General features: G+C 37.4%; 17 protein-coding genes. 8 read left to right on the top strand and 9 right to left on the bottom strand.

Features of this window, described 5'->3' with window-relative positions; translation table 11 throughout:
- Nucleotides 1-6: 6 nt before the first annotated feature.
- The 3 genes from CH361_RS12285 to CH361_RS12275 are packed head-to-tail and all read right to left on the bottom strand — an operon-like array spanning nt 7 to nt 2955.
- The gene (locus CH361_RS12285) at nt 7-885 is read right to left on the bottom strand and encodes an NADH-quinone oxidoreductase subunit H (protein WP_100791111.1); all 879 of its coding nucleotides are present in this window, start codon (nt 883-885) and stop codon (nt 7-9) included.
- Nucleotides 886-2631 (bottom strand): proton-conducting transporter transmembrane domain-containing protein, encoded by a 1746-nt coding sequence (locus CH361_RS12280; RefSeq protein ID WP_100791110.1) that lies wholly within the window; start codon nt 2629-2631, stop codon nt 886-888.
- 39 nt (nt 2632-2670) lie between these two features.
- A complete protein-coding gene (locus CH361_RS12275; protein ID WP_100791109.1) occupies nt 2671-2955 on the bottom strand; it encodes a hypothetical protein in 285 nt (94 codons plus the stop codon).
- Between the two features lie 58 nt (nt 2956-3013).
- Here CH361_RS12275 and CH361_RS12270 point away from each other — a divergent pair, with 58 nt between their 5' ends.
- Genes CH361_RS12270 through CH361_RS12260 form a run of 3 tightly spaced genes read left to right on the top strand, consistent with a single transcriptional unit; the run spans nt 3014 to nt 7126 of the window.
- Nucleotides 3014-3718, top strand: a complete 705-nt coding sequence (locus tag CH361_RS12270; protein ID WP_100791108.1) for an ABC transporter ATP-binding protein — start codon at nt 3014-3016, stop codon at nt 3716-3718.
- Nucleotides 3715-6177 (top strand): ABC transporter permease, encoded by a 2463-nt coding sequence (locus CH361_RS12265; RefSeq protein WP_100791107.1) that lies wholly within the window; start codon nt 3715-3717, stop codon nt 6175-6177. Before CH361_RS12270 ends, CH361_RS12265 begins: the two co-directional genes overlap by 4 nt.
- A 37-nt stretch (nt 6178-6214) precedes the next feature.
- Nucleotides 6215-7126: a hypothetical protein gene (locus CH361_RS12260; protein WP_100791106.1), complete on the top strand. Its 912-nt coding sequence runs from the start codon at nt 6215-6217 to the stop codon at nt 7124-7126.
- Between the two features lie 3 nt (nt 7127-7129).
- On the opposite strand, the gene CH361_RS12255 is transcribed toward CH361_RS12260, so the two are convergent.
- Together CH361_RS12255 and pyrE are read right to left on the bottom strand one after the other, a co-directional pair.
- Complete coding sequence (locus CH361_RS12255; protein ID WP_100791105.1) at nt 7130-7882, bottom strand: hypothetical protein; 753 nt, start codon at nt 7880-7882, stop codon at nt 7130-7132.
- Nucleotides 7882-8439: an orotate phosphoribosyltransferase gene (gene pyrE / locus CH361_RS12250; protein ID WP_100791104.1), complete on the bottom strand. Its 558-nt coding sequence runs from the start codon at nt 8437-8439 to the stop codon at nt 7882-7884. The genes CH361_RS12255 and pyrE overlap by 1 nt, the downstream gene beginning before the upstream one ends.
- 263 nt (nt 8440-8702) lie before the next feature.
- On the opposite strand from pyrE, the gene CH361_RS12245 reads away from it, so the two are divergent.
- On the top strand, nt 8703-9353 hold the full coding sequence (locus CH361_RS12245; RefSeq protein ID WP_100791103.1) for a TetR/AcrR family transcriptional regulator: 651 nt from the start codon (nt 8703-8705) through the stop codon (nt 9351-9353).
- A 15-nt stretch (nt 9354-9368) separates the two neighbouring features.
- On the opposite strand, the gene CH361_RS12240 is transcribed toward CH361_RS12245, so the two are convergent.
- Complete coding sequence (locus tag CH361_RS12240) at nt 9369-10355, bottom strand: cytochrome-c peroxidase (protein ID WP_100791102.1); 987 nt, start codon at nt 10353-10355, stop codon at nt 9369-9371.
- A 281-nt stretch (nt 10356-10636) separates the two neighbouring features.
- Here CH361_RS12240 and CH361_RS12235 point away from each other — a divergent pair, with 281 nt between their 5' ends.
- On the top strand, nt 10637-10984 hold the full coding sequence (locus tag CH361_RS12235) for an LEPBI_I2431 family sigma-54 regulated protein (protein WP_100791101.1): 348 nt from the start codon (nt 10637-10639) through the stop codon (nt 10982-10984).
- A gap of 88 nt (nt 10985-11072) precedes the next feature.
- Nucleotides 11073-12005 (top strand): ornithine carbamoyltransferase, encoded by a 933-nt coding sequence (locus CH361_RS12230; RefSeq protein ID WP_100791100.1) that lies wholly within the window; start codon nt 11073-11075, stop codon nt 12003-12005.
- A gap of 189 nt (nt 12006-12194) precedes the next feature.
- Here CH361_RS12230 and CH361_RS12225 read toward each other — a convergent pair whose 3' ends face one another.
- Nucleotides 12195-12629 (bottom strand): globin domain-containing protein, encoded by a 435-nt coding sequence (locus tag CH361_RS12225; RefSeq protein ID WP_100791265.1) that lies wholly within the window; start codon nt 12627-12629, stop codon nt 12195-12197.
- Nucleotides 12630-12891: 262 nt separating this feature from the next.
- Here CH361_RS12225 and CH361_RS12220 point away from each other — a divergent pair, with 262 nt between their 5' ends.
- Together CH361_RS12220 and CH361_RS12215 are read left to right on the top strand one after the other, a co-directional pair.
- Nucleotides 12892-13884 carry an HpcH/HpaI aldolase/citrate lyase family protein gene (locus CH361_RS12220; protein ID WP_100791099.1) on the top strand — a complete coding sequence of 331 codons (993 nt, stop codon included), beginning with the start codon at nt 12892-12894 and terminating at the stop codon, nt 13882-13884.
- Between the two features lie 366 nt (nt 13885-14250).
- Nucleotides 14251-16065 carry an alginate export family protein gene (locus CH361_RS12215; RefSeq protein WP_100791098.1) on the top strand — a complete coding sequence of 605 codons (1815 nt, stop codon included), beginning with the start codon at nt 14251-14253 and terminating at the stop codon, nt 16063-16065.
- 53 nt (nt 16066-16118) lie between these two features.
- Here CH361_RS12215 and CH361_RS12210 read toward each other — a convergent pair whose 3' ends face one another.
- A complete protein-coding gene (locus CH361_RS12210) occupies nt 16119-18191 on the bottom strand; it encodes a methyl-accepting chemotaxis protein (protein WP_100791097.1) in 2073 nt (690 codons plus the stop codon).
- Between the two features lie 264 nt (nt 18192-18455).
- Nucleotides 18456-19589 carry a FecR family protein gene (locus CH361_RS12205; protein WP_100791096.1) on the bottom strand — a complete coding sequence of 378 codons (1134 nt, stop codon included), beginning with the start codon at nt 19587-19589 and terminating at the stop codon, nt 18456-18458.
- Between the last annotated feature and the right edge of the window lie 216 nt (nt 19590-19805).

The raw sequence follows: 19805 nt of genomic DNA, 5'->3' as shown, positions 1-19805 counted from the left end.
TAACCCTTAAGACAACTTAACCAAAGTTCCCAGTATCAAAATTGCAATGAAAGTAAGTCCCATAAATTCAGGGATCCAGGTCCATTTCCTTCTAACACTATTCGATTCCCAAAATCCAAGAATGATCGCAAGGAGAATCACCATAGGTGCCACCATCAACTCTCTAGAGAAACTATCCAAAACTTCATCTTGAAATAATTTTGAATGTTCTAATGCCAACTTAACTAAAAAAACAAGTAAGGTAGATAGTTTGATGGAACTTGCCAAATCAAACGCACCCAACTGTTTTCCGGAGGCTTCCAAAATCATCGCCTCGTGGACCATCGTTAACTCTAAATGTGTTCTAGGATCATCGAACGGTGGTTTTGCGAGTTCAGCTAAGATAGCAATGAAAGACAAAGATAGAAAAAGTAATCCAATGAGAGCGCCTTGTGGACTCACCGAAATTTCGATATGTGACTGAGCCGCCAGAATCATCAATATAAAAGTCGGTTCCGCCATCACCGAAAGTAAAATCTCGCGACCAGAAGCCATTCCTCCAAACGAAGAAGCCCCTTCCATAGCAAAACTAACGTAAGCAAATCGGTAGAGTGCCAGAAAAAAGGGGATCAAAATAAAAGGAGCCCATTCGAAAACCACAACACTCCAAATCATCAGAGCAGAAAAAACTGCAACTCGAGGTGCCAAATGAGTGAAATCAGACAAATTGGTATGTGAAATAGGAGTTTTCCTTAAGGATTTATCAACCTCCCAGAAAAACTGGAGCAACTTTGGACCACGCCTTCCTTGTGCATAGGCTCTAACTTTTCGAATAATACCCGTTAGTAGAAAAGGAAGAGTTACAAACAAAGTAATTAAATAAACATAATAAAGAACTGATTCCATCTATAATCCTCCGAAATCGCCTAAAATCAAAAGAGAAAAGATAAAAATCAAAAACATTGAAGAAATCGCCAAATACCGACTTACATCCTCATCTTTGGGATGGTTAGTTGCTGACATAAACTTTGTTCCAAAACGAAAAACCAAAGTAATTGTTTTGATTAAGAAAGTATCTATTTTTGATTCCCCTAGTTTATTTAAAAAATAACGACCAAGCGAGTTTCTTAGTGGCTCGGAAAATACAGATGTTGGTATGGAAAGTTCATGACCACTGTATCCACCCCCACAATCCCAATTTTTCTTTTTTGGTTCTCCGTATCGTTTCAATTGGTAACGATCATAAACACGAAAAATAAAAACAGATCCTATTGTGATATAAGATACGAGAGAAACCGTCCAAAACCAATCGGCTAACATATTGTCTACAAAAGGACTTAACATTGGCAATCTTACAAAATAAGGTAAAACCAATGGAAAAATAAAAATCACCATTGCTAAACTAAATAAAGATATTACTACCCATCGCCTCTGTTTCGGACCAAAAGGCTGAATATTAATTTCTTTTGCCGGAGTTGACAAAAATAAACTCATAAACAATTTTATATGTGTAAACCCACCAAGAACAATCCCAAAGAAAATAAAGATCATTGATGGCAAAAGGAATACAGAACGTCCAATCGGTAGATCCAAAATCCGAGCATTCAGATAAAAGTATGTTGCCTCGGAAACAAATCCCAAAGTGCCAGGAAGAACTGCATAACTAAAAGTTCCAGCCCCAACTAACAATGGAGAGATTCCAAGCAACCTACCGATTCCTTTTAATTCATCACTAGAACTTGAATTTTTTAATCTTGCCACCATACCAATGGAAAATAATTGGAAGGTCTTTGAAAAACAATGATGAAACAAACTTAAGAAAAAAAGAATTCTAAAGGAATTACTTAGGCTCATAAGATCCGAATCAACAGAGAACTGAAACATTCCAGCAATGATCAAACATAACCAAAGAAAGTTGATTGATTCAACAGAACTATAAGCCAAAGAGATTTTGGGATCTTTATGGAAGAAACTCGTAATTCCTCCAAAAAATATCCCAAGGGCAGCCAATGGAAATAATATCTGATAAATGATAGGATCTAATTGATTTGGTAAAACATAACGGTAAAAAAGTAAAAGTGGAAATACTTCAAGAACTCCCGCAAAAGAACCAAGAGCATGTGAAGGTCCACCTTCATTGACTTTTGGTATCCATAAATGAAATCCAGAAAATCCAGATTTAATCAAAAGACCAATGAGAAGAAGTATGATTCCCACATTGTCCCCATCTGGCAACATCACCCAAGCCGACAAAAACAAGGCAGAAATACCGGATGCGAGTAAAAGAGAACCTAGACTTTCAATTTGTTTTTTCCCAAACTCAGTTCCTGAATAAATCAGAATGGTCGAAAAGGAAGTTACTTCCAATGCGATAGGAAGAATTAAAGATTTGCCAGACAAATAACAAACACCTAAGGCAGACCAAAATATCACATACCCTACGGTAACTTTATTTTTTTCTTTTGGCTCGTAAGACTGAACCAACATAAAAGAAGAAAACCCAATATAAGCTTGAATGACAAGCCCAACCAAAATTGGGAAATCAACTGATAAAATATCATAATTAGAACTTAAGAATATAACTAACGGCAATAACGCAGATATACCAACTAAGATCGATCGGAAGATTGAAATTCTTTCATCTTCTAACATAACTACCTCAAAAATTAAATTTTTAGAGAAAAATATAAGTTATGTAAATAGAGGAGGACCGCGACGGTCTGGAAATTTGAAGGAAATAAAATTAGGAGAACGATCTTTTGAAAGTGGTGAAAAAAAAGTGTGAGTGATGGAAATATAAACGGGTAAAGAAGGAAAATGAAAAAAACTCTCTTCTTCCCCTGGAGGTTCTTCGAAGTTTTTCTCGCAGGAGAATATCTCTCCAGACTCGGTAAACTCCGCAATGGATACCCAGGACTGGGATTTCCCAATGAGTAAAACTGACATGAGCAGGATGAAAAATATACGTGCTAACAATCAGTGAAACCTCATTCTTGATATTCTCTATGGTCTTATATATGGGAAGTTATTTTTAGTGGACGATCAAAAAAAAGAATCATTCTTAAAATTTGCCGTAAAAATGGAACATATCAACAAAACCTTTGAACAAGGTGACCTGATCTTTCCTGTTTTGAATGACATTTCCCTGGAGATTACCGAAAAAAAACTAGTTACCCTTATGGGCCCATCTGGAAGTGGGAAGTCAACCTTACTCAACATTCTTTCTGCGATCGAATCCGCCGATTCAGGCACGATAGAAGTATTTGGAAACCAGTTGTCAGAGGCCACCGAGAAGGAACTTACAATCTATAGACGAAAAACCATTGGAATCGTTTTCCAGTTTTTCCATTTATTTCCTTATTTATCTGCACTAGAAAATGTAACGTTACCTCTTTATTTATCTGGAACCCCAAAAGCCATTGCGAAAAAGAAAGCAATGGATGCACTTTCCTTAGTGGGACTAAGCCATAGACAGAACTTTTCTCCGAAAGAAATGTCTGGTGGAGAAAATCAAAGAGTTTCGATTGCGAGAGCAATTGTCCACCAACCAAAACTCTTACTGGCGGATGAGCCAACGGGAAACCTCGATTCCGTATCTTCTGAAAAGATTATGAGATTATTCGAAACATGTGTTAAAGAGTTAAACATAACAGTATTTCTCGTAACCCATAATGAACAAATTGGACAATCAGGTGATATCAATCTTCATTTGTTAGATGGGAAAATCCAAACAAAATGAAAAACATCTACTACTACTACTTCATATTCGGATACTTTAAAGATCATATCTCTCGAATTGGATTATCAATGTTTGGAATTAGTCTAGGCATTGCACTTTTTGTTAGCACACAAATTAATGCTTGGCGAGCTGAACAAACAGTAATCGACCAAATGATCGGTTATTCTTCAGAAAATTTTATCGGTAGGTATGTCGCAAACGATCAAAACAGGGGAGCTCCTGACCATTTTATAAAAATACTTGTGCCTAGTTTACCAGAAGGTATCAATCTAGAACCAGAACTACAAACAAAGGGAACTCTAAACCTTTCTAAAGATAAAATCTTTAGTTTCCCTATTATAGGAAGTGACCTCCTTCTCTCAGGAACAAATCAAAAAATAGAAAAGAATAGAAAAGTCATTCCGAAATTTCTGATCAGCCAGGCCCTAGCCGACAAAATCCAAACACAAAGCGGAGTGAGTTCCATTTCTCTTTGTGAAAATAAGATTAAACTTGATATGGAAGAATCCTATATCCTTCCTCAAGATGGCCTTTTTTTGGTTATGGACATTGCAAGGCTTCAGTCTATTTGCAACAAGAACAATCACATAACTTCAATATGGTTAACAAAAGACGGGGAGGGAAATACCAACACTTCCATAGAAATAACAAAATCAAACGAATGGATTTATGAATCAAAAGAAGAGCTAATCGAACGATCAGGACTTGCTTTGAGTTCTCTCAAAATCAACCTAATGATTGTCTCCCTAGTTTCTGTTTTGATTTCTTTTTTTATGGTTTCGAATATGTTTACGGGACTGTATCTTTCACGAAAAAATGAATTTGGGATTTTGTTATCCATTGGATCCAGTAGAACCAATAATTTTATTTTATTCTTAACGCAAGCAAGTGTAATTGGGTTCTTCGGTGGACTGATAGGAATCTTTTTGGGAATTCTCATTGCCAATACGAACTTACTGACCACAGCAAATACCATTACCGATTCCAATCAGTTACAAACCTACAGAAACATTCCTTTTTCTATCATTATGACAGGTTTTGGTATTTCCATTTTAGGATCGATACTCGCATCCATTTACAATTCATATAAAACTCTACAAATACTTCCCATTGATTTAATACGCGAAAGAGAGCCGCAAAAGAAAAACTTTGTATTTGGACTAACAGAAACAAAACTATTTTATCTCTCTATTTTATCCATTACCATCGGAGCCACTTTAGGCCTTCTCAAACTTGCAAAACAAATGGTTCCCGGTATGATAGGAATTGGATTCGTTATCATTGGCTTCGTTTTATTCATCTTCCTAACCATTCCTTTTTTCGTGAAAGTTTTGGAGAAATTGATCTCAAATTTTCAATTTTCACCTAGTATCAAAATTGGTTTAAAAGAGATAGAAAAAGAGCCTTGGAAATTTGGACTCACTGCATCCACAATTATGCTTTCCACTTCTCTCGTCCTTACTTTGACGAGTTTAACTGATAGTTACGAAAAATCTCTTGTTCAGTGGGTAAACGAAGAAAACAAGTCAGACTATTCCCTAATCAATGAAAAAAAGTTAAATACCGGTGAACCCGGTGTTCCGGCCGAACTTTTTGAATCCATGACAAAGAACCAAAATCTTTTTACTGCCGAACCTTTCTATGTTGATTCCAAATTTATAGTCAACGGAAGATACTACACCTTACACGTATTAAACCTAAACAAACCCTATGACAAAAATCAATTAATTGCATCAAAAAACTTATGTTTTTTGGACCAAATTTGCAAAGGAGAGATCATAACGATCAACACAGATCTTAATTCTCAAGTAAAAATCAGAATTCAGGATGAAAGAGAACATTTTTTTTCAGAAAGAGGAACCATAATGATGGATTATTCTTTTTTTCGAAAAAACTTCAATGTTAGGTTTTTAAGTTCCATCCGAATTTTTAAAAACAAAAACATTACAGAAAAAGAAATAACAGAATCTCTTCAAAAAATCGCCGAAGAAAATGATTTAAAATATATAAACCTGACCGAATTAAAAAAAATCTATCTAAAAGGAATGAACCAAGTATTTTCCATATTAGATACTTTAAAGATTTCTGCCTTGATCATTTCGATCCTCGCCCTTTCCACATCTCTCGTCTACTTCATAAAAGAAAAATCCCAATTGATTGCTGGCTTAAGAGCAATCGGGATGGATTCATTCCAAACGTTTCAATTGGTTTACTCCCAAGCATTGTTTTTGGTAACGTTGGGTATTTTTTCTGGAATTCTAAATAGCGCCATCCTCTCCCCTTTAGTTATTTTTGGAATCAATCGAAATGCCTTTGGTTGGATACTCCATTTTCAATACCCTTTCCACTTTGTAGTAAAACTCCCGATATTAATCCCCCTCATCACATTTCTCATTTGTCTCATACCATTTTATTTTCTACAACGAATGAAAATTTCCAAAGAATTGAAGTATGAATAATTCTTTACCGGAAAAGCACTACAGATAACTTCTATTCATGGCCGGAAGTATCAAAGTTTGTTTGGAACTCGCAGACTTGATTCGAAAAGAGAACATCGAATCAAGAGAAAAAATCCCAACATCTGATACACATCTACGAATTTGGTCTTCTCAATTATCTCGAACCGAAGAAGATCTCAGAAAATTACTTACGGCACTAAGAGATAGTCATTACATTTTTATAGTATCAGTCGTTGCACCTGACCCCAACTTATTTGTTTATGGAGAAGATGCCTATGTTTTTGCAGAACCGTTCATTTTAAATGAACTCAAAAAACATTCAGAAGATTCTTTAGAAAAACTCTACGAAGCAAGTAATTATAAAAGAAAATCTGCGTTTCAAATCACGAGAGAACTATTCCCCAAAATCAAAGAATTCAACAACACTCCATTAGGCCGATCCATCAATGTTTCTGTGATGCTTGAAGAATTTCAAAGAATGCTTACGGCTCAAAGTTACGAATATACCGACCAGTGGCGCAGAACCAAACTTCAAGAAATCTTTAAAGATGAAATTAATAGTGCAGATGAATTAACAAACGCATCATCGACTAAAGACTTTGATCCCACAAAACGCGCAGTTGACCAACTCAAAGATCAAGGCCCAAAAGAAAAAATCGACCAGAACTGGGTTAAAGCCAAAGAAAATTTTTCTACTGAATTTTTACTACGAGTTCATTTTAGAAAATACGAGTTCGACATAGTCAAAAAACTAATTCAATCTGGAAAACTAAAAGAGGAAAAAGACATTAAATACGTCCGAGATACTCTTCAATTGATGGAAAACCGACTGGAACAAGACAACTTGTTAAAAAGGTATTCAACTGAAATGATTGAACTGAGAAGATATGCCCAAGCAAAACTCAATATGCTCAGGCAAAATGTTACTTCAAAACAAGAGAACTATTAAATTTTAGCTTTTAAACCAACCAGATTTATCTAGTTGAATGTATACTTGAAAGAAAAACACCACCAAACTAATAAAAATCAATCTTCTTTTCAATGAAAACTGACTGATGGTATGATTTTGTTTTTCTGGCAGATAAAGTAGGTAAATGATTAAATTTACATTAAAAAATAATCCTAAAAATTCAGGAGAAAGAATTAGGAATTTTCCCTTGATCACCGGAATATAAATGGCTATTAAAGCAAAAACACTTGGTAAAAAATATAATGGTGTTTTTAAATTCCACAACCTATCCTCTGTTAAATCAACAATTCTTTTAACACCTGATTCTCTTTCCAAAACTGAAACCAATTCATCTTGTAAGGAAATATTCACAATAGGGTGTATCTTTTCCTTTGTTTCCAAAACAATACGATCGTAACCACGAAATTTATCAGTTGTGATCTGTTCTAAATCTTTAATACGAATCGTTGCACAATTTCCATTAGCATCAAATTGTTTGAGCGAACCACCTTCGATCTCAACTTTTCCCGAAGACAAAATTTCTATTTGTTTTAAATAGTTTTTCCTCAAAAACCAGAAAAACAATGCTAACAAAGGAAGAAAAATTGTAAAAAATTGAATTCTGCCTTCTTGCGGCACTTGTAAACTATTATAAGAAACAAAAACAACAAACAGTGAGATTACGATCCATGTCCTTTTTAATAATTTGTTCCTGAATAAATCTACGTTATAATGAAATGTTTTCTGCGTGCTCATTAAAAAAACTCACTTTTGCGAAAGATTGATTCCATTTGAATCCCTGCATTTTCTAAGTTTTCAGCACCACCCTCTTCTCGATTCAAAATGCAGATTCCCTTAGTCACAGAAATTCCAACTTCTCTCAAAACTTGGACTGCTTTCAGCGTCGATCCACCAGTAGTAATTACGTCATCCACCACTAAACAAGATTTTACTTCCTTCCAAAATCCTTCGATTTGTTGGCCTGTGCCATGACCTTTTGCCTCTTTCCTAACAACAAGCGGGTAAACGAGTTTCCCTCTCTTTTGGTAGGACAAAGCAATGGAATATGCCAATGGGTCGGCACCAAGAGTCAAGCCACCCACTGCTTGGAATTCGATACCCAGTTTAGGAATGATTTCCTCCACAAAACACTCAGCCAAAATGGTAAGTCGCTCGGGATGGAGAGTGACTTCCTTACAATTGAAGTAGTGGTGGGATTCTAAGCCACTGGCTAGCCGGAAGGGAGTCTCAGAATAGCGATAAACGTGCGATTTCATCCACACAAGGAGTTGGTCTCGAAACTTTTGGGACATATTCCAATTATTTTCCGAATTCTGACTCGGAAAGTATATTTTTATCTTGAAGAGATTAAATGTGTGACTATAAAAAGTAAGTGACTTACTTTTTATAGTCACTTACTAAAGTAAGCGAATGTAAAAATAAAGTCACTTTATTTAGTAAGTGACTTTCGAAATTAACTCAATTTCCAAATTTACTAACTCAAATCTGATTATTTTAGATCGATTTTCAGAAATGAAATCCCGCAAGGAACCAAAGACAAGAAAGCAAAACCCCTATGGAAACAATGATCATGAGAATGCCACTAAGAGAACGAAAGAAATATGCCATCCAGTCTGCCGTTTTACAGGCAGCGAAACAACTTTTTCGGGAAAAGGGATATTCTGCCGTGACGGTTTCTGAGATTGCGGATTATGCAGATATTTCCGTGAAAACGCTTTTTACCTACTTTCGTTCCAAGGAGGACCTTGCTTTCCAAGACGAAATCCTATTTTGCGATGAGCTGATCCAATCTCTACTTGGCAAAAGAAATGAAGATTCGATTTTCGATGCCTTCAAACATTTCCTTTGGAAATTAATCCAATCAATCGATCCAGAAGAATTAATAGAATCACTCCCCGGCTTTCACCCTTGGATGGACAGCCCAGAGCTGGAACAAAGGTATTTGCTCCTTTGGGAACACTACGAAATCAGATTAGCGGACGCGTTGCAACTGGAATCTGGAAATACTGAATTTAATCCAATTTTAAGAGTGGTCTCAGGACAAATGGTGTCCATATTACGGATATTAGGTTCTAAAGCTTTTAAGGATTATTTAAAGCCAATACCGATCGCACTCAGACACCGAGCACTGGAAAAATGGCTACTTGGATCCCTAGAAATGATATCAGGGATCCAAGGTTATTCTAAATTAATGCAGATACATTAACCTGAAATTGGTAAATTAGTCAACGCGCGTCTTATCAGATAAAGTTCCAAGGAAAAGGACAATCTTTTTGGTTTCTTCACCAGAAAGGTTCATTCCGAGCTGATGAAAAGCCATTTTTTGAACCGCATCATCTAGTGATGTTACTTGACCATCATGAAAGTATGGGCCAGTCAATGCGATGTTTCGAAGACTTGGCACTTTAAAGAAAAACTTATCTTCTGCTTTTTTCGTTACATTATAAAGACCAAGGTCACTTGTTTTATATTCATTGACTTGTCCGATTTTTCGATAAGAATTCCCGCCGAGCAAATTCCCTGAATGGCAAGAAGTACAACCTGCCGCAAGAAAACTTTTGAAACCTTCTTGTTCTTCTTTCGAAATACTTTTATGATCTCCGTTGATGAAATCATCAAATCGTGAACTAGTGACGAAAGTTCTCTCGAAAGCAGCAATCGCGCCTGCCAAGTTTTCGTAAGTCACTGGAGTTTTATCATTAGGGAAAGCTTTTGCAAATAAAGCAGGATAATCGGCATCTGCGTTAATTCGCTTCAAAACTTCAGCCTCTGAAGGCATTGCCATCTCAACTGGGTTTAGAATTGGACCTTTTGCCTGTGCTTTTAAATCAGCCGCACGACCGTCCCAGAATTGAACAAAGTGAAATCCTGCATTTAAAACCGTTGGAGAATTTCTATCTCCATTTTTTCCAAAGGCACCTGGTGAAGTTGGAAGATTGTCCACTCCTGCAGCCTTGCCTTCAACGTTGTGACAAGAGTTACAAGATTGAGTTTCATTGAGAGATAACTTTTTCTCAAAGTAGAGTTTTTTCCCAAGGGAAATAAGTTCCTGGGTATCATTTTCAGAACCAGGCATTTTTGACGGCAATGCGCCGATGATTTGTTTAGCCTTCGCTTGCAAATCCTTGGTTTCCGGAGAAGGTTCACAATTTGCGAACGATACGAGTAGAATGGAGAGAAGAAAAGGTGTAAATATTTGTTTGAGCATATCGATCCTCTAGACGGATAGTCCCAGATTTCCTACGGAATCGGCAAGTTAGAAATATTATACAATGAGTCTAAAATTAGAATCATGTTAATTGTATCAAAACTAGACAATTTGAATGGTTCTAAACCAATTAATGACCTAAGCCAGATCTTTGAATCAGCAATTTAGGGCAAATAGATGTCTTCTCCATTTTATGCCAGTGACAAACGAAGAAAAGTGACCCTCTTTCGATATTGGCACGATTTATGCTTATACTCCCTTTAGAGTTTTAGGAGCTGGTTATGTTGAATACAAGAAGAACGGAACGCATTGAATCAATGGATTGGGATGATTTGGTTTTGAAACTTTTTTCAATCAATGAAAATCCAGAGTTCCTGATCGCAAGGATTGGCAACATTTCGGAATTAGGTGTGAGCGGAAACCTAAACCAAGAAATCCGGTTGAATGATCGTGATCTCGTAACGGGAATCATTGAAAGTGACCTGACTCGGTCGCGGATTTCATTCAAAGGAAAGATTGCTTGGATCAAAGAAACGGACCGAGGCAGACATTTCGGAATCAAATTTTTGGAAGAGTTGATTTTGCCAAATTTCATCATTGCAAGATCCATTGCAGAGTCTGCTGCCTAAGTGCCAAAAAAAACAAGATTCAAAACAGGTTTCTGGCTAGAATCTCTCGATTTGAAACCAATTAAGGCCGATACTAATGGGGAAGGCTATGTCCCAAGTAAAACATTTGATATCTTGGCAAGATTGGAGCGATGGAGAAATCCAAGAACTTCTTGAATTTGCTGTTTATGTAAAGAAAAATCGAGTTTATTTTTCCGGACATATGGCCGGCCGCTCTCTTGCGATGTTATTCCAAAAGACCTCTACCAGAACGAGGGTTTCTTTTGAAGCGGGAATGACAGAACTCGGAGGACATGCAATTTTTCTTGATTGGATGGCATCGAACTTCCTCCTTTCCGATATCGATTTTGAAGGAAAATATCTTTCCAGTAATGTGGCCATCATCATGGCAAGACTCAAAAAACATGAAGATCTTTTGGTGTTAAAATCAGGATCTACTGTTCCCGTGATAAACGGATGTTGTAATTTATTTCATCCCTGCCAATCTCTTGCGGATATATTAACTATTGTTATGGACTCACCGAACGATTGGCAAAAGAAAAGTATTTGTTATATAGGCGTTCATAATAACGTAGCAAACTCCCTGATTGAAATCACTGCAGCCCTTGGAATTCATTTAACTTTAGTTACACCCATTGCTTCAGATGAATCAATCGTGAAAGCGTCTATCGAAAGAGCAAAAAAGAAAGGTACTATTTCCTGGGAATCTGATGTAAAAAAGGCCGTCGCGTCTGCTGATTATGTTTACACAGATACTTGGGTAGATATGGAATTCTTTAACGATCCAAAATTCCAAAAGGAAAAAGAAGAAAGAATTCAGCTAATGATGCCCTATCAGGTGAATGCAGAATTAGTAAAAAACTCAAAAGCAAAAGTAATGCACGATATGCCCATTCATTCAGGTTATGAAATCACGAGAGAAATGGTGGAAAGCGAACGTTCTATTATATTCACACAGGCCGAAAATCGTCTGGATGCTCAAAAAGCAATCATACTCAAACTATTAGAAAACCATGGTTAATCTCAAACTTGGTTGAACCGATTTTCGGTCAATGATTGACTATATTCTTCTCAAATCATAAAAACCGAAACTCAAAAAATGTAGAGACCATATGTTTGGTGTTATACCAATTGGCAAAAGGAATATTAAAATGTTTGAGATGCATTTGATTCAGGATCAAAACTTTTCCAGATAACTTCTGCTATCCAATCATTCCGAAACTGAATCTTTTCGATTGACCATCCAACCACTAAACCCATCTAAAAAATACAAAAAATCGATCTTATCTTCATGTTCGAAATCAAACCCTTGTAAGGCTTCATCATAACAACGAAACCACACTGCCCTTTCTTTTTCAGAAATGGGAAATACAAAATGACGCATCCGCATCCTGGCAGGACCCCATTTTTCAATATAATAACTTGGCCCACCTAACACTTGAATTAAAAAATCAGCTTGTTTCTCTTTGGCGATGTCCCAATCACTTTGAAACATCCATTTGATTTCGGAACTAGCAACTAAGTCATAAAAATTAGAGACAAGCTGTCGAATGGCAGGTTCACCCCATTTTTCAAATAGAAATTTTACGTTTGGGTTTGGGGGAGGAGGACCACCGGGTGGGGTGTATATTTCATTCGGATCCAAATCGATAGTCAGTTTCGCGGAAGGGACATGGAGGGGAAGTCGAATTTTCGACCGGAGCCGAAGGCGAAGCCCGGAATGGCCCGGCCCCGAGGTCACGAGGGGTTCGCCCCAGAAAAAGAACAGTTAGTATCTTTGGAAAGAGACTAGCAAAGGTAAGTGACTTTCTTTCGGAGCCGGTCCCATCCGGATTTCAGTATTATTTCCTGGACGATAGGTAAAATTCACAAAACTTGGTAAAAAAATCCGAAAAAGGTATACTTAAATGGCACTGACTCACCCGCAATCTGCACTCTTTGCAGGAGAAAAACCTTTCCCTATCATCCCTGCTTGTGAACACTTCGCTGGATCTGAAAAACTCATCACGAAAGCTCTCGAGTTACAAAATAAACTCGGTGGACTTTTCGACATCACGATGGACTGCGAAGACGGTGCCCAAACAGGAAAAGAGAAAGAACACGCAGAAATGATTGTTCGCATTCAAAACTCCGAGTTGAACAAACACAAAATGAGTGGGGTTCGTATTCACGACTACACAAACGAACACTGGCGTGGGGATGTTGATATCATTGTTCCTGGTGCAGGAAACGTAATTGCTTACATCACAATTCCAAAACCGACAAAAGCAAGTCAGGTGAAAGAGCAAATCACTTACATTCAAGAAGCTTGCAAAAAAGCGGGAATCAAACGCGAAATTCCAATTCATGTTCTCATCGAAACTCACGGTGCACTGAATGATGTATTCGAAATTGCAGCACTTCCTTGGTTGCAAGTTCTAGATTTCGGTCTTATGGACTTCATTTCTGGTCACCATGGTGCTATCCCTGCATCTTGTATGAAATCACCTGGCCAATTTGACCACGAACTCCTTCGTCGTGGAAAGGCAAATTTAGTGGCAGCAGCCCTAATGAATGGAGTGATTCCAGCCCATAATGTAACTCTTGATCTTAAGAATATTTACCAAACTTATGCCGATGCAAAACGTGCTCATGATGAATTTGGTTTCTTACGTATGTGGTCCATTTATCCAGCTCAAATCCAATCGATTTTGGATGCAATGGCTCCAAACTTTGCAGAAACACAAACTGCATGTGACATTCTCATCAAAGCACAAGATGCAGAATGGGGACCGATCCAACACGATGGTGACTTACATGACCGCGCTACTTACCGTTATTTCTGGGAACTAGTGCAAAGAGCAAAACTCACAGGACAAAAACTTCCAGAAGAAGTAGAGAAGAGATTCTTTTCTAACTAATAGAGAAATTCACTCACTGGATTTGGTAAGCGGGTGACTTTGGTGACCGGCTTACCTTGGAAAGCCAAGCGAAAAGGTAAGTGACTTTACTTTGTGAGACGCTCACCTTTGTAAGCGACGAGAAATCCCGCCTCGTTTTCCTTTCAAGGTAACAAAAACCCAAGACCACCTTCAAACCAATCCTGAATCAGGCTCCTTTCGGAGCCTTTTTTATACCCACAGACCAGAAAACTCAAAGGCGCCGATCAGATTTCCAGGTTTGATTTCCCAATATTTCAGACTTTTTTCCGTTTTCGCAGACTTTACGTCCAATATAATGATTTTTTGTTTGCAATACTGGATTTAGAATGGTTATTGTCCTAAATTATGAGTAAGCGAATATCAATATCCTATCCCTTTCTTTCGATCCTTCTCTTCCTAAACATCGCCAGTTTAGGAACGGCGGTTTTCGGGCAATCAGCAGAACCAACGGTAAATCCCAAGCCGGAACTCGTCCAAGAGCCACTTCCTCCCTTACCCAAAGAGGAAAAAAAGGAAGGTTATTCGAGTCCTCAAATCGGGAACCTTTCCAGCGAATACTTACGAAGCCTTCAAGTAACAAGCAAACAAAGAAAGGCCCTCCAAGAAAACAAAGGACTTTGGTTTGCCGATAAGTTTCGGGTTGGTTTTGGGATTCGACCTAAAGTAGATTCACTAAATAATACCGACTTTGACAAATCGACTGCAGACAATAGAAACAATGCATTAACTCAAACACAGTTTTATATTATAGGGGATATCAATGAGAATGTTCTCTTTAAAATTACCTTACAAGATGTTCGTCTCTGGGGAGGCGAAGTAGTAGCCAATGGAAGTGCGGACCAAAAATACGGTGCAATTGCCAATGCAGGAACTACTATTGATACCAGCAAACAACGAGAAGTTGCTATTAATAATTTCACTGGCATTAGAGAAGCATTTTTAGATCTAAAAACAACAAACCAAAATTTTCGATTAAGAACGGGAAGGCAGATTTTAGAATTTGGAGACGGAAGGATCCTTGGTGCAAGAAATGATAGTTTAAACGGAAATTCATTTGATGCACTTCGGTTTACAGGGAAAATTAGCAACCATACTTTAGATTTATTTGGATCGGTGATTGGGGCTGAAAATAATTCAAATAGTATCGTTTCCAACAATTCAACAAAGTTAGGTGGAGTTGGTGATTCTTATTATGGTGGAGCTCATTATAACTGGAAAGTAGCCGATTGGCTTGGAATTGATTTATACAACTATAGTTTGTTCAAACAACAAAGAAAAGCTAGTGCTCCACCTGCCCTTTCAGAAACAAGAAACTATCGTGGGGACGACCAATTAAACACTTCAGGTTTCCGATTGACCAACAGGACAAAAAACAATGCATTACCAGATTCCACTGGAATTGATTGGATGGTAGAAGCTGCTTGGCAAACCGGATTTAATGGAGAACGTGTGACTCCCGATTGGCTAAACCAAAATGGCACTTATTCCACTAACCAAAAAACAGGAGAGCCACCTCCACTTTCAGAAGCAGTGAGATACAAGGCAAATATTGTTGCCGTACAACTTGGATATACACCTGTAAAAGAATTTCGTATTGGTGTACAATATGTTCAAGCATCCGGAGATCCCAATCGTAATGACTCTAGTGTGGGAACTTACAACCCATTATTTGCCACAAGACGAATGGCTGGTGGATCCCTACCCTTTGCAGGAAATGGGAACTCAGGACTTGTATTTTGGCAAAATATTAAAGACTATTCCTTACACTTAAAATATGAAACTTCCAATTATGGAACTTTTATCATAAATCCGCACTGGTATTATAAAGTGAAATTACAGGATGGATATTATGATAATAACAATTATGTTAGTGGTAGCAAAGCGACGGGCGAAACCGCTTCTACCGAAGATTATTATAATTCAGAAGCATACAACACAACGAGACCAAAACTAGGGAATCTTGTAGCCACAGAACTTAACTTTATCTATATCATTACTCCATTTGAGAATGTTTCTTTCTGGTTCGGAGCGACTGTGCTTCGCGCTGGCGATGCAATTCGTAATCAAAAGAATAATCCTTATGAAGTTGATCCTCTTCATAGATATGATTTAAGCCCAACAGCTACAATGGCAACATTCCAAACAGTTTTTGCTATTTAAAAAAATAGTAATTCAGAACCAAGACCATAATGTTTTGGTTCTGAATATTTATTTTAGTTTAGTTTGAACCTTTCCACTTGCGTAGAAAGATAGGAAGCTTGCGAAGCAATTTCAGAAGAAACGATAGTTAATTGGTCTGACCCAGTAGCCACATCTTGAGTTCCATTAGAAATACTAATGATCGTTTTGGAAATTTCTTCGGTTGCTCTTTTTTGTTCAAAAACTGCATCTTCGATTTGTAGATTCAAATTAGTCAGTAAATTCGAATTTTGAGCAATATCCCTTGCGTTATTTTCCTGCAAAAGAACAGAACCTAATACTCGTGTTGCGGAAGTTTCAAACTCTTTGACACGACTATTGAGCAAATTCAAAACCTGCGCAGCCTCTGTAACTTTTTTATTTCCGTTTTCCACTGCAGAGTTTGTCGAAATGACTAGATCTCCAATCTCTTTTACTGATGATCCCGTTTGTAAGGCAAGTTTTCCGATCTCTTCTGCAACCACTGCAAACCCTCGCCCAGCATCACCAGCTCTAGCAGCTTCAATGGCTGCATTCAAAGCGAGTAAATTTGTTTTTTCTGAAATCTCTGTAATAATGTCCAAAACTTCACTAATTCGCTCCGCCTTTTCACCAATGTCTTCCATTGCCCTAGTGGATTCATTCATTGCTGTTTCACCAACAACAGCATGTTCTCTGGACTCAGATGCAAATTTTGCAAGATATTCCATTTCTTTGTTAATGTTTTGAACTTCTTCTCGTAAAGTTAAAACAGACTTATCAATTTCTTTCATCTTGACGACAGCTTCTTCCATCGACTTACCGACGTTTTCTGCCGATGCTGATAATTCTTCTACGGCCGCAGAGGACTCTTCCGCAGCTGATGCTTGTGTCTGCGAAGTGTCAGAAAGATTTTGTGAAGTTGAGGCCATGGTGTTCGATTGGTTTCCCAATTTTTCAACTGTATGTTTTATATCTCCTATGATAGAAACCAAACTATTTTTCATTTGATTCATGGAATCTAATAAACTTCCAATTTCATCTTGATTGATTTCTTCCGCATTGATAGCTAAGTTCCCATTTGCAATTTGAGAAGAAAACGCCATTGCCTTTTCCAAACGAAGACTAATTTGTTTCTTAAAAATAAAATTTAGAAAAAACAAAACGACAACTAAAATCACAACAGAAATCAATATCGAACTTAAGACTACCTTTGAGATTTGGTCACTAAAAATAGAATCCGGAATACTAATCTGAAGTGCCCAAAACTGAGGGTCTTTCCCAATATGAAACGGAGAAAAATAATGTGTATATCCGTCATGTTGGATGGTGAACATTTTTCCTAATTTCAAATTGTCTAAATAGTATTTTAAATGTTCAGGGTTTTCTATCTTTTTTCCAAGTTTTGTTTTGTCTTGCCCATACATCACATAAGTTCCATTAGATGATAAAAATGCGATATGACCTTTCCCTCTGAACGGGCGAGTATCTCCAATTTTTTCTTGTAATGTGCTAATATCTAAATCAATTCCTGCAGCTCCCATAAATTTTCCCTTAGGATAAATAGGAACAACAAGGGAAATCATCTGGATCTTTTTCCCACCAGCTAAATATTCGTATGGACCAAACACCTTTGCTTTGTTAGATTTTTTGACTTGGAGATAATAGTCACCTGCACCTTCTGGATTGTCATAATCAACTAACGGTTCAAAATTGATTTTACCGTCTGGTGTTCTGTGTAGATAAGGAATGAATCTCCCTGTTTTGTCGTGGCCTGGTTTCTTAACAAATGCAGCATCCCTACCTTCATAAGCGTTAGGTTCATAACAAAGCCAAATGGCAAAGATATCATCGTTCCTCTCTAAGATCTCTCTCATACTACTAATGATCGATTCTCGTGGTGGAGAGGTATAAAATAGAGCAAATCGAAACCCTCGAATCACACCCATCATCGCATTAAGGTGTTCTTGGATTTCAAATGACCATTTTTCAGAGGTAATTTTTGAATTCTCTTTGATTTCAGCGTTGAGGTCTGAGATTGTACGGTAGATTTGAAATGTAGTTAGTATTAAAAACCCAACAAATAAAATACCTGCGATCGATAAGGAGACCCTTTGGCGTATACTCATAAGGATCGATCTTATGTTTTATAAATTTTTTGTAAATATATTACCGTATCTACCATCGAAATCTAGATTACGGAAAAATCGAAATCCTCTTTCATAATCGAAGAGTGTTTCGTTAGGTTTGGTGGTTTTACTAAGAAACGAGCTAGTTCTTAAAGTCCTATTGAGTGTTTTTTCGTATTTGGTCTCATTAGACCCAGTAGAAAATCTAAAAAGCAAAAGGAACTCGAGAGACAATGTGTTCGGAGTTCCTTTTACTGACCGCTGTTACTTTTTCGATCTAGTTTGAACCTTAAAGTTTCTATATTCCACGTATTCTATGTCATCGACAGACAATTGGAACACACCCTTGGTGGAATGGACGATAAATATATCACCTAACTGAGCAACAACGGCACCAGAAAGGACATCTCCATTAGATTTGTGAATGGTCTCTAAAACACTATAATGGTTATGAATTTCTTCCTCATCATCCAACCCTGTTTTTGCTGCTTCAGCCGCAATTTGATTCAACACTTCAGCTCGTTTTTCTTCGTGTGCTTTTTCGATTTCTTGAGTCGCAACTTCTCCGGTCCCAGCATTTTGTAATTCAATTTGTTTTTTGACTGTTTCTGCTGGAATGGCAACCAAAGTCTCGGCCTCCGCTTTCTCTTGTGGTGTGACTACACTTGTTGTTTTCGATAGGCCATTATCAAAATCGATAAACCCAGATAATTCATCCCCTTTCAAGGAACCGGCAGCTACTTTTGCATTAATCAAGTATACAAGCTCATTTAGATTGGGATTGACCTCTAATTTTTCGCCTGGTTCCAAAACGACATCATTTTCTTCCAATGTCTTCACTAAACGGTTGTAATTCTCTTTTGATAAACCTTCGTTCAGTTCAATCAATTTTGGTGAAGTTTTGAAAGCAACAGAAACAGCACCTTCGTAGACTTTTACCTTTGGAACGGACCCTTTTTCCAATTCAAAAGAAAATACAGTTCCGCGTACCCCCGCCACCATAGTAGGTGAAGTGACAGAAAGATTTTGGCCTGATTTTAATTTTACTGATTTTACAAGCAGGTTTCCAGCCCATAAATGAATGTCTGTATTGGGGCGACTTTCACCTGCAATGTCTCGAAATAATACATCAGAATTATCTTTAATCCGGATCACTTCTCCTCGATAGGTTTGTAAATCCACCCTTCCTAATTTTGTGATGATGCGATCACCAGGTCGAACCACATCCCCAATTTTTGCCTTGGATTCTTTTCCCTGGTTTGTAATGAGAATGGTTCCTTGCAGGAAAGTCACAACGGCTCCTGCCTTTTCATCTTTTTCCTGGCTGGATCCAAATTGGAAACGGCTGCACTGTAATGATATTAGAAAGATAGTAATGAGTGTGATTGATGTTTTCATATGTTTTTTCCGAATCTGTCCTTGTAAAAGAAGAAACAACTCAAGATAACCCGATTTTCATTTTTGTAAAAACAAAATTCGATTTCTGCAAATTTAAATAGGAATTTACCCTAAATCAATCGAATATTTACGAAGATGACACAATTCGTTCGGTTTCAAAGGTAAAATAATACCTGTTAATCTCTCCGCCGACCTTTCCGTCCAAATTTTGGAAAG

The organism is Leptospira brenneri, assembly GCF_002812125.1.
GTDB lineage: Bacteria > Spirochaetota > Leptospiria > Leptospirales > Leptospiraceae > Leptospira_A > Leptospira_A brenneri.
The sequence above is the reverse complement of the archived record's forward strand: the minus strand, read 5'-3'. Positions and strand labels throughout refer to the sequence as shown.

What these genes read in the sequence shown, in the direction of transcription:
- CH361_RS12255 (WP_100791105.1), bottom strand. Translation starts at nt 7,882, where the DNA reads ATGAGCACGCAGAAAACATTTCATTATAACGTAGATTTATTCAGGAAC.
- CH361_RS12230 (WP_100791100.1), top strand. Translation starts at nt 11,073, where the DNA reads ATGTCCCAAGTAAAACATTTGATATCTTGGCAAGATTGGAGCGATGGA.
- CH361_RS12210 (WP_100791097.1), bottom strand. Translation starts at nt 18,191, where the DNA reads ATGAGTATACGCCAAAGGGTCTCCTTATCGATCGCAGGTATTTTATTT.
- CH361_RS12205 (WP_100791096.1), bottom strand. Translation starts at nt 19,589, where the DNA reads ATGAAAACATCAATCACACTCATTACTATCTTTCTAATATCATTACAG.
- CH361_RS12265 (WP_100791107.1), top strand. Translation starts at nt 3,715, where the DNA reads ATGAAAAACATCTACTACTACTACTTCATATTCGGATACTTTAAAGAT.
- CH361_RS12215 (WP_100791098.1), top strand. Translation starts at nt 14,251, where the DNA reads ATGAGTAAGCGAATATCAATATCCTATCCCTTTCTTTCGATCCTTCTC.
- CH361_RS12285 (WP_100791111.1), bottom strand. Translation starts at nt 885, where the DNA reads ATGGAATCAGTTCTTTATTATGTTTATTTAATTACTTTGTTTGTAACT.
- CH361_RS12280 (WP_100791110.1), bottom strand. Translation starts at nt 2,631, where the DNA reads ATGTTAGAAGATGAAAGAATTTCAATCTTCCGATCGATCTTAGTTGGT.
- CH361_RS12240 (WP_100791102.1), bottom strand. Translation starts at nt 10,355, where the DNA reads ATGCTCAAACAAATATTTACACCTTTTCTTCTCTCCATTCTACTCGTA.
- CH361_RS12245 (WP_100791103.1), top strand. Translation starts at nt 8,703, where the DNA reads ATGGAAACAATGATCATGAGAATGCCACTAAGAGAACGAAAGAAATAT.
- CH361_RS12260 (WP_100791106.1), top strand. Translation starts at nt 6,215, where the DNA reads ATGGCCGGAAGTATCAAAGTTTGTTTGGAACTCGCAGACTTGATTCGA.
- CH361_RS12220 (WP_100791099.1), top strand. Translation starts at nt 12,892, where the DNA reads ATGGCACTGACTCACCCGCAATCTGCACTCTTTGCAGGAGAAAAACCT.
- CH361_RS12235 (WP_100791101.1), top strand. Translation starts at nt 10,637, where the DNA reads ATGTTGAATACAAGAAGAACGGAACGCATTGAATCAATGGATTGGGAT.
- pyrE (WP_100791104.1), bottom strand. Translation starts at nt 8,439, where the DNA reads ATGTCCCAAAAGTTTCGAGACCAACTCCTTGTGTGGATGAAATCGCAC.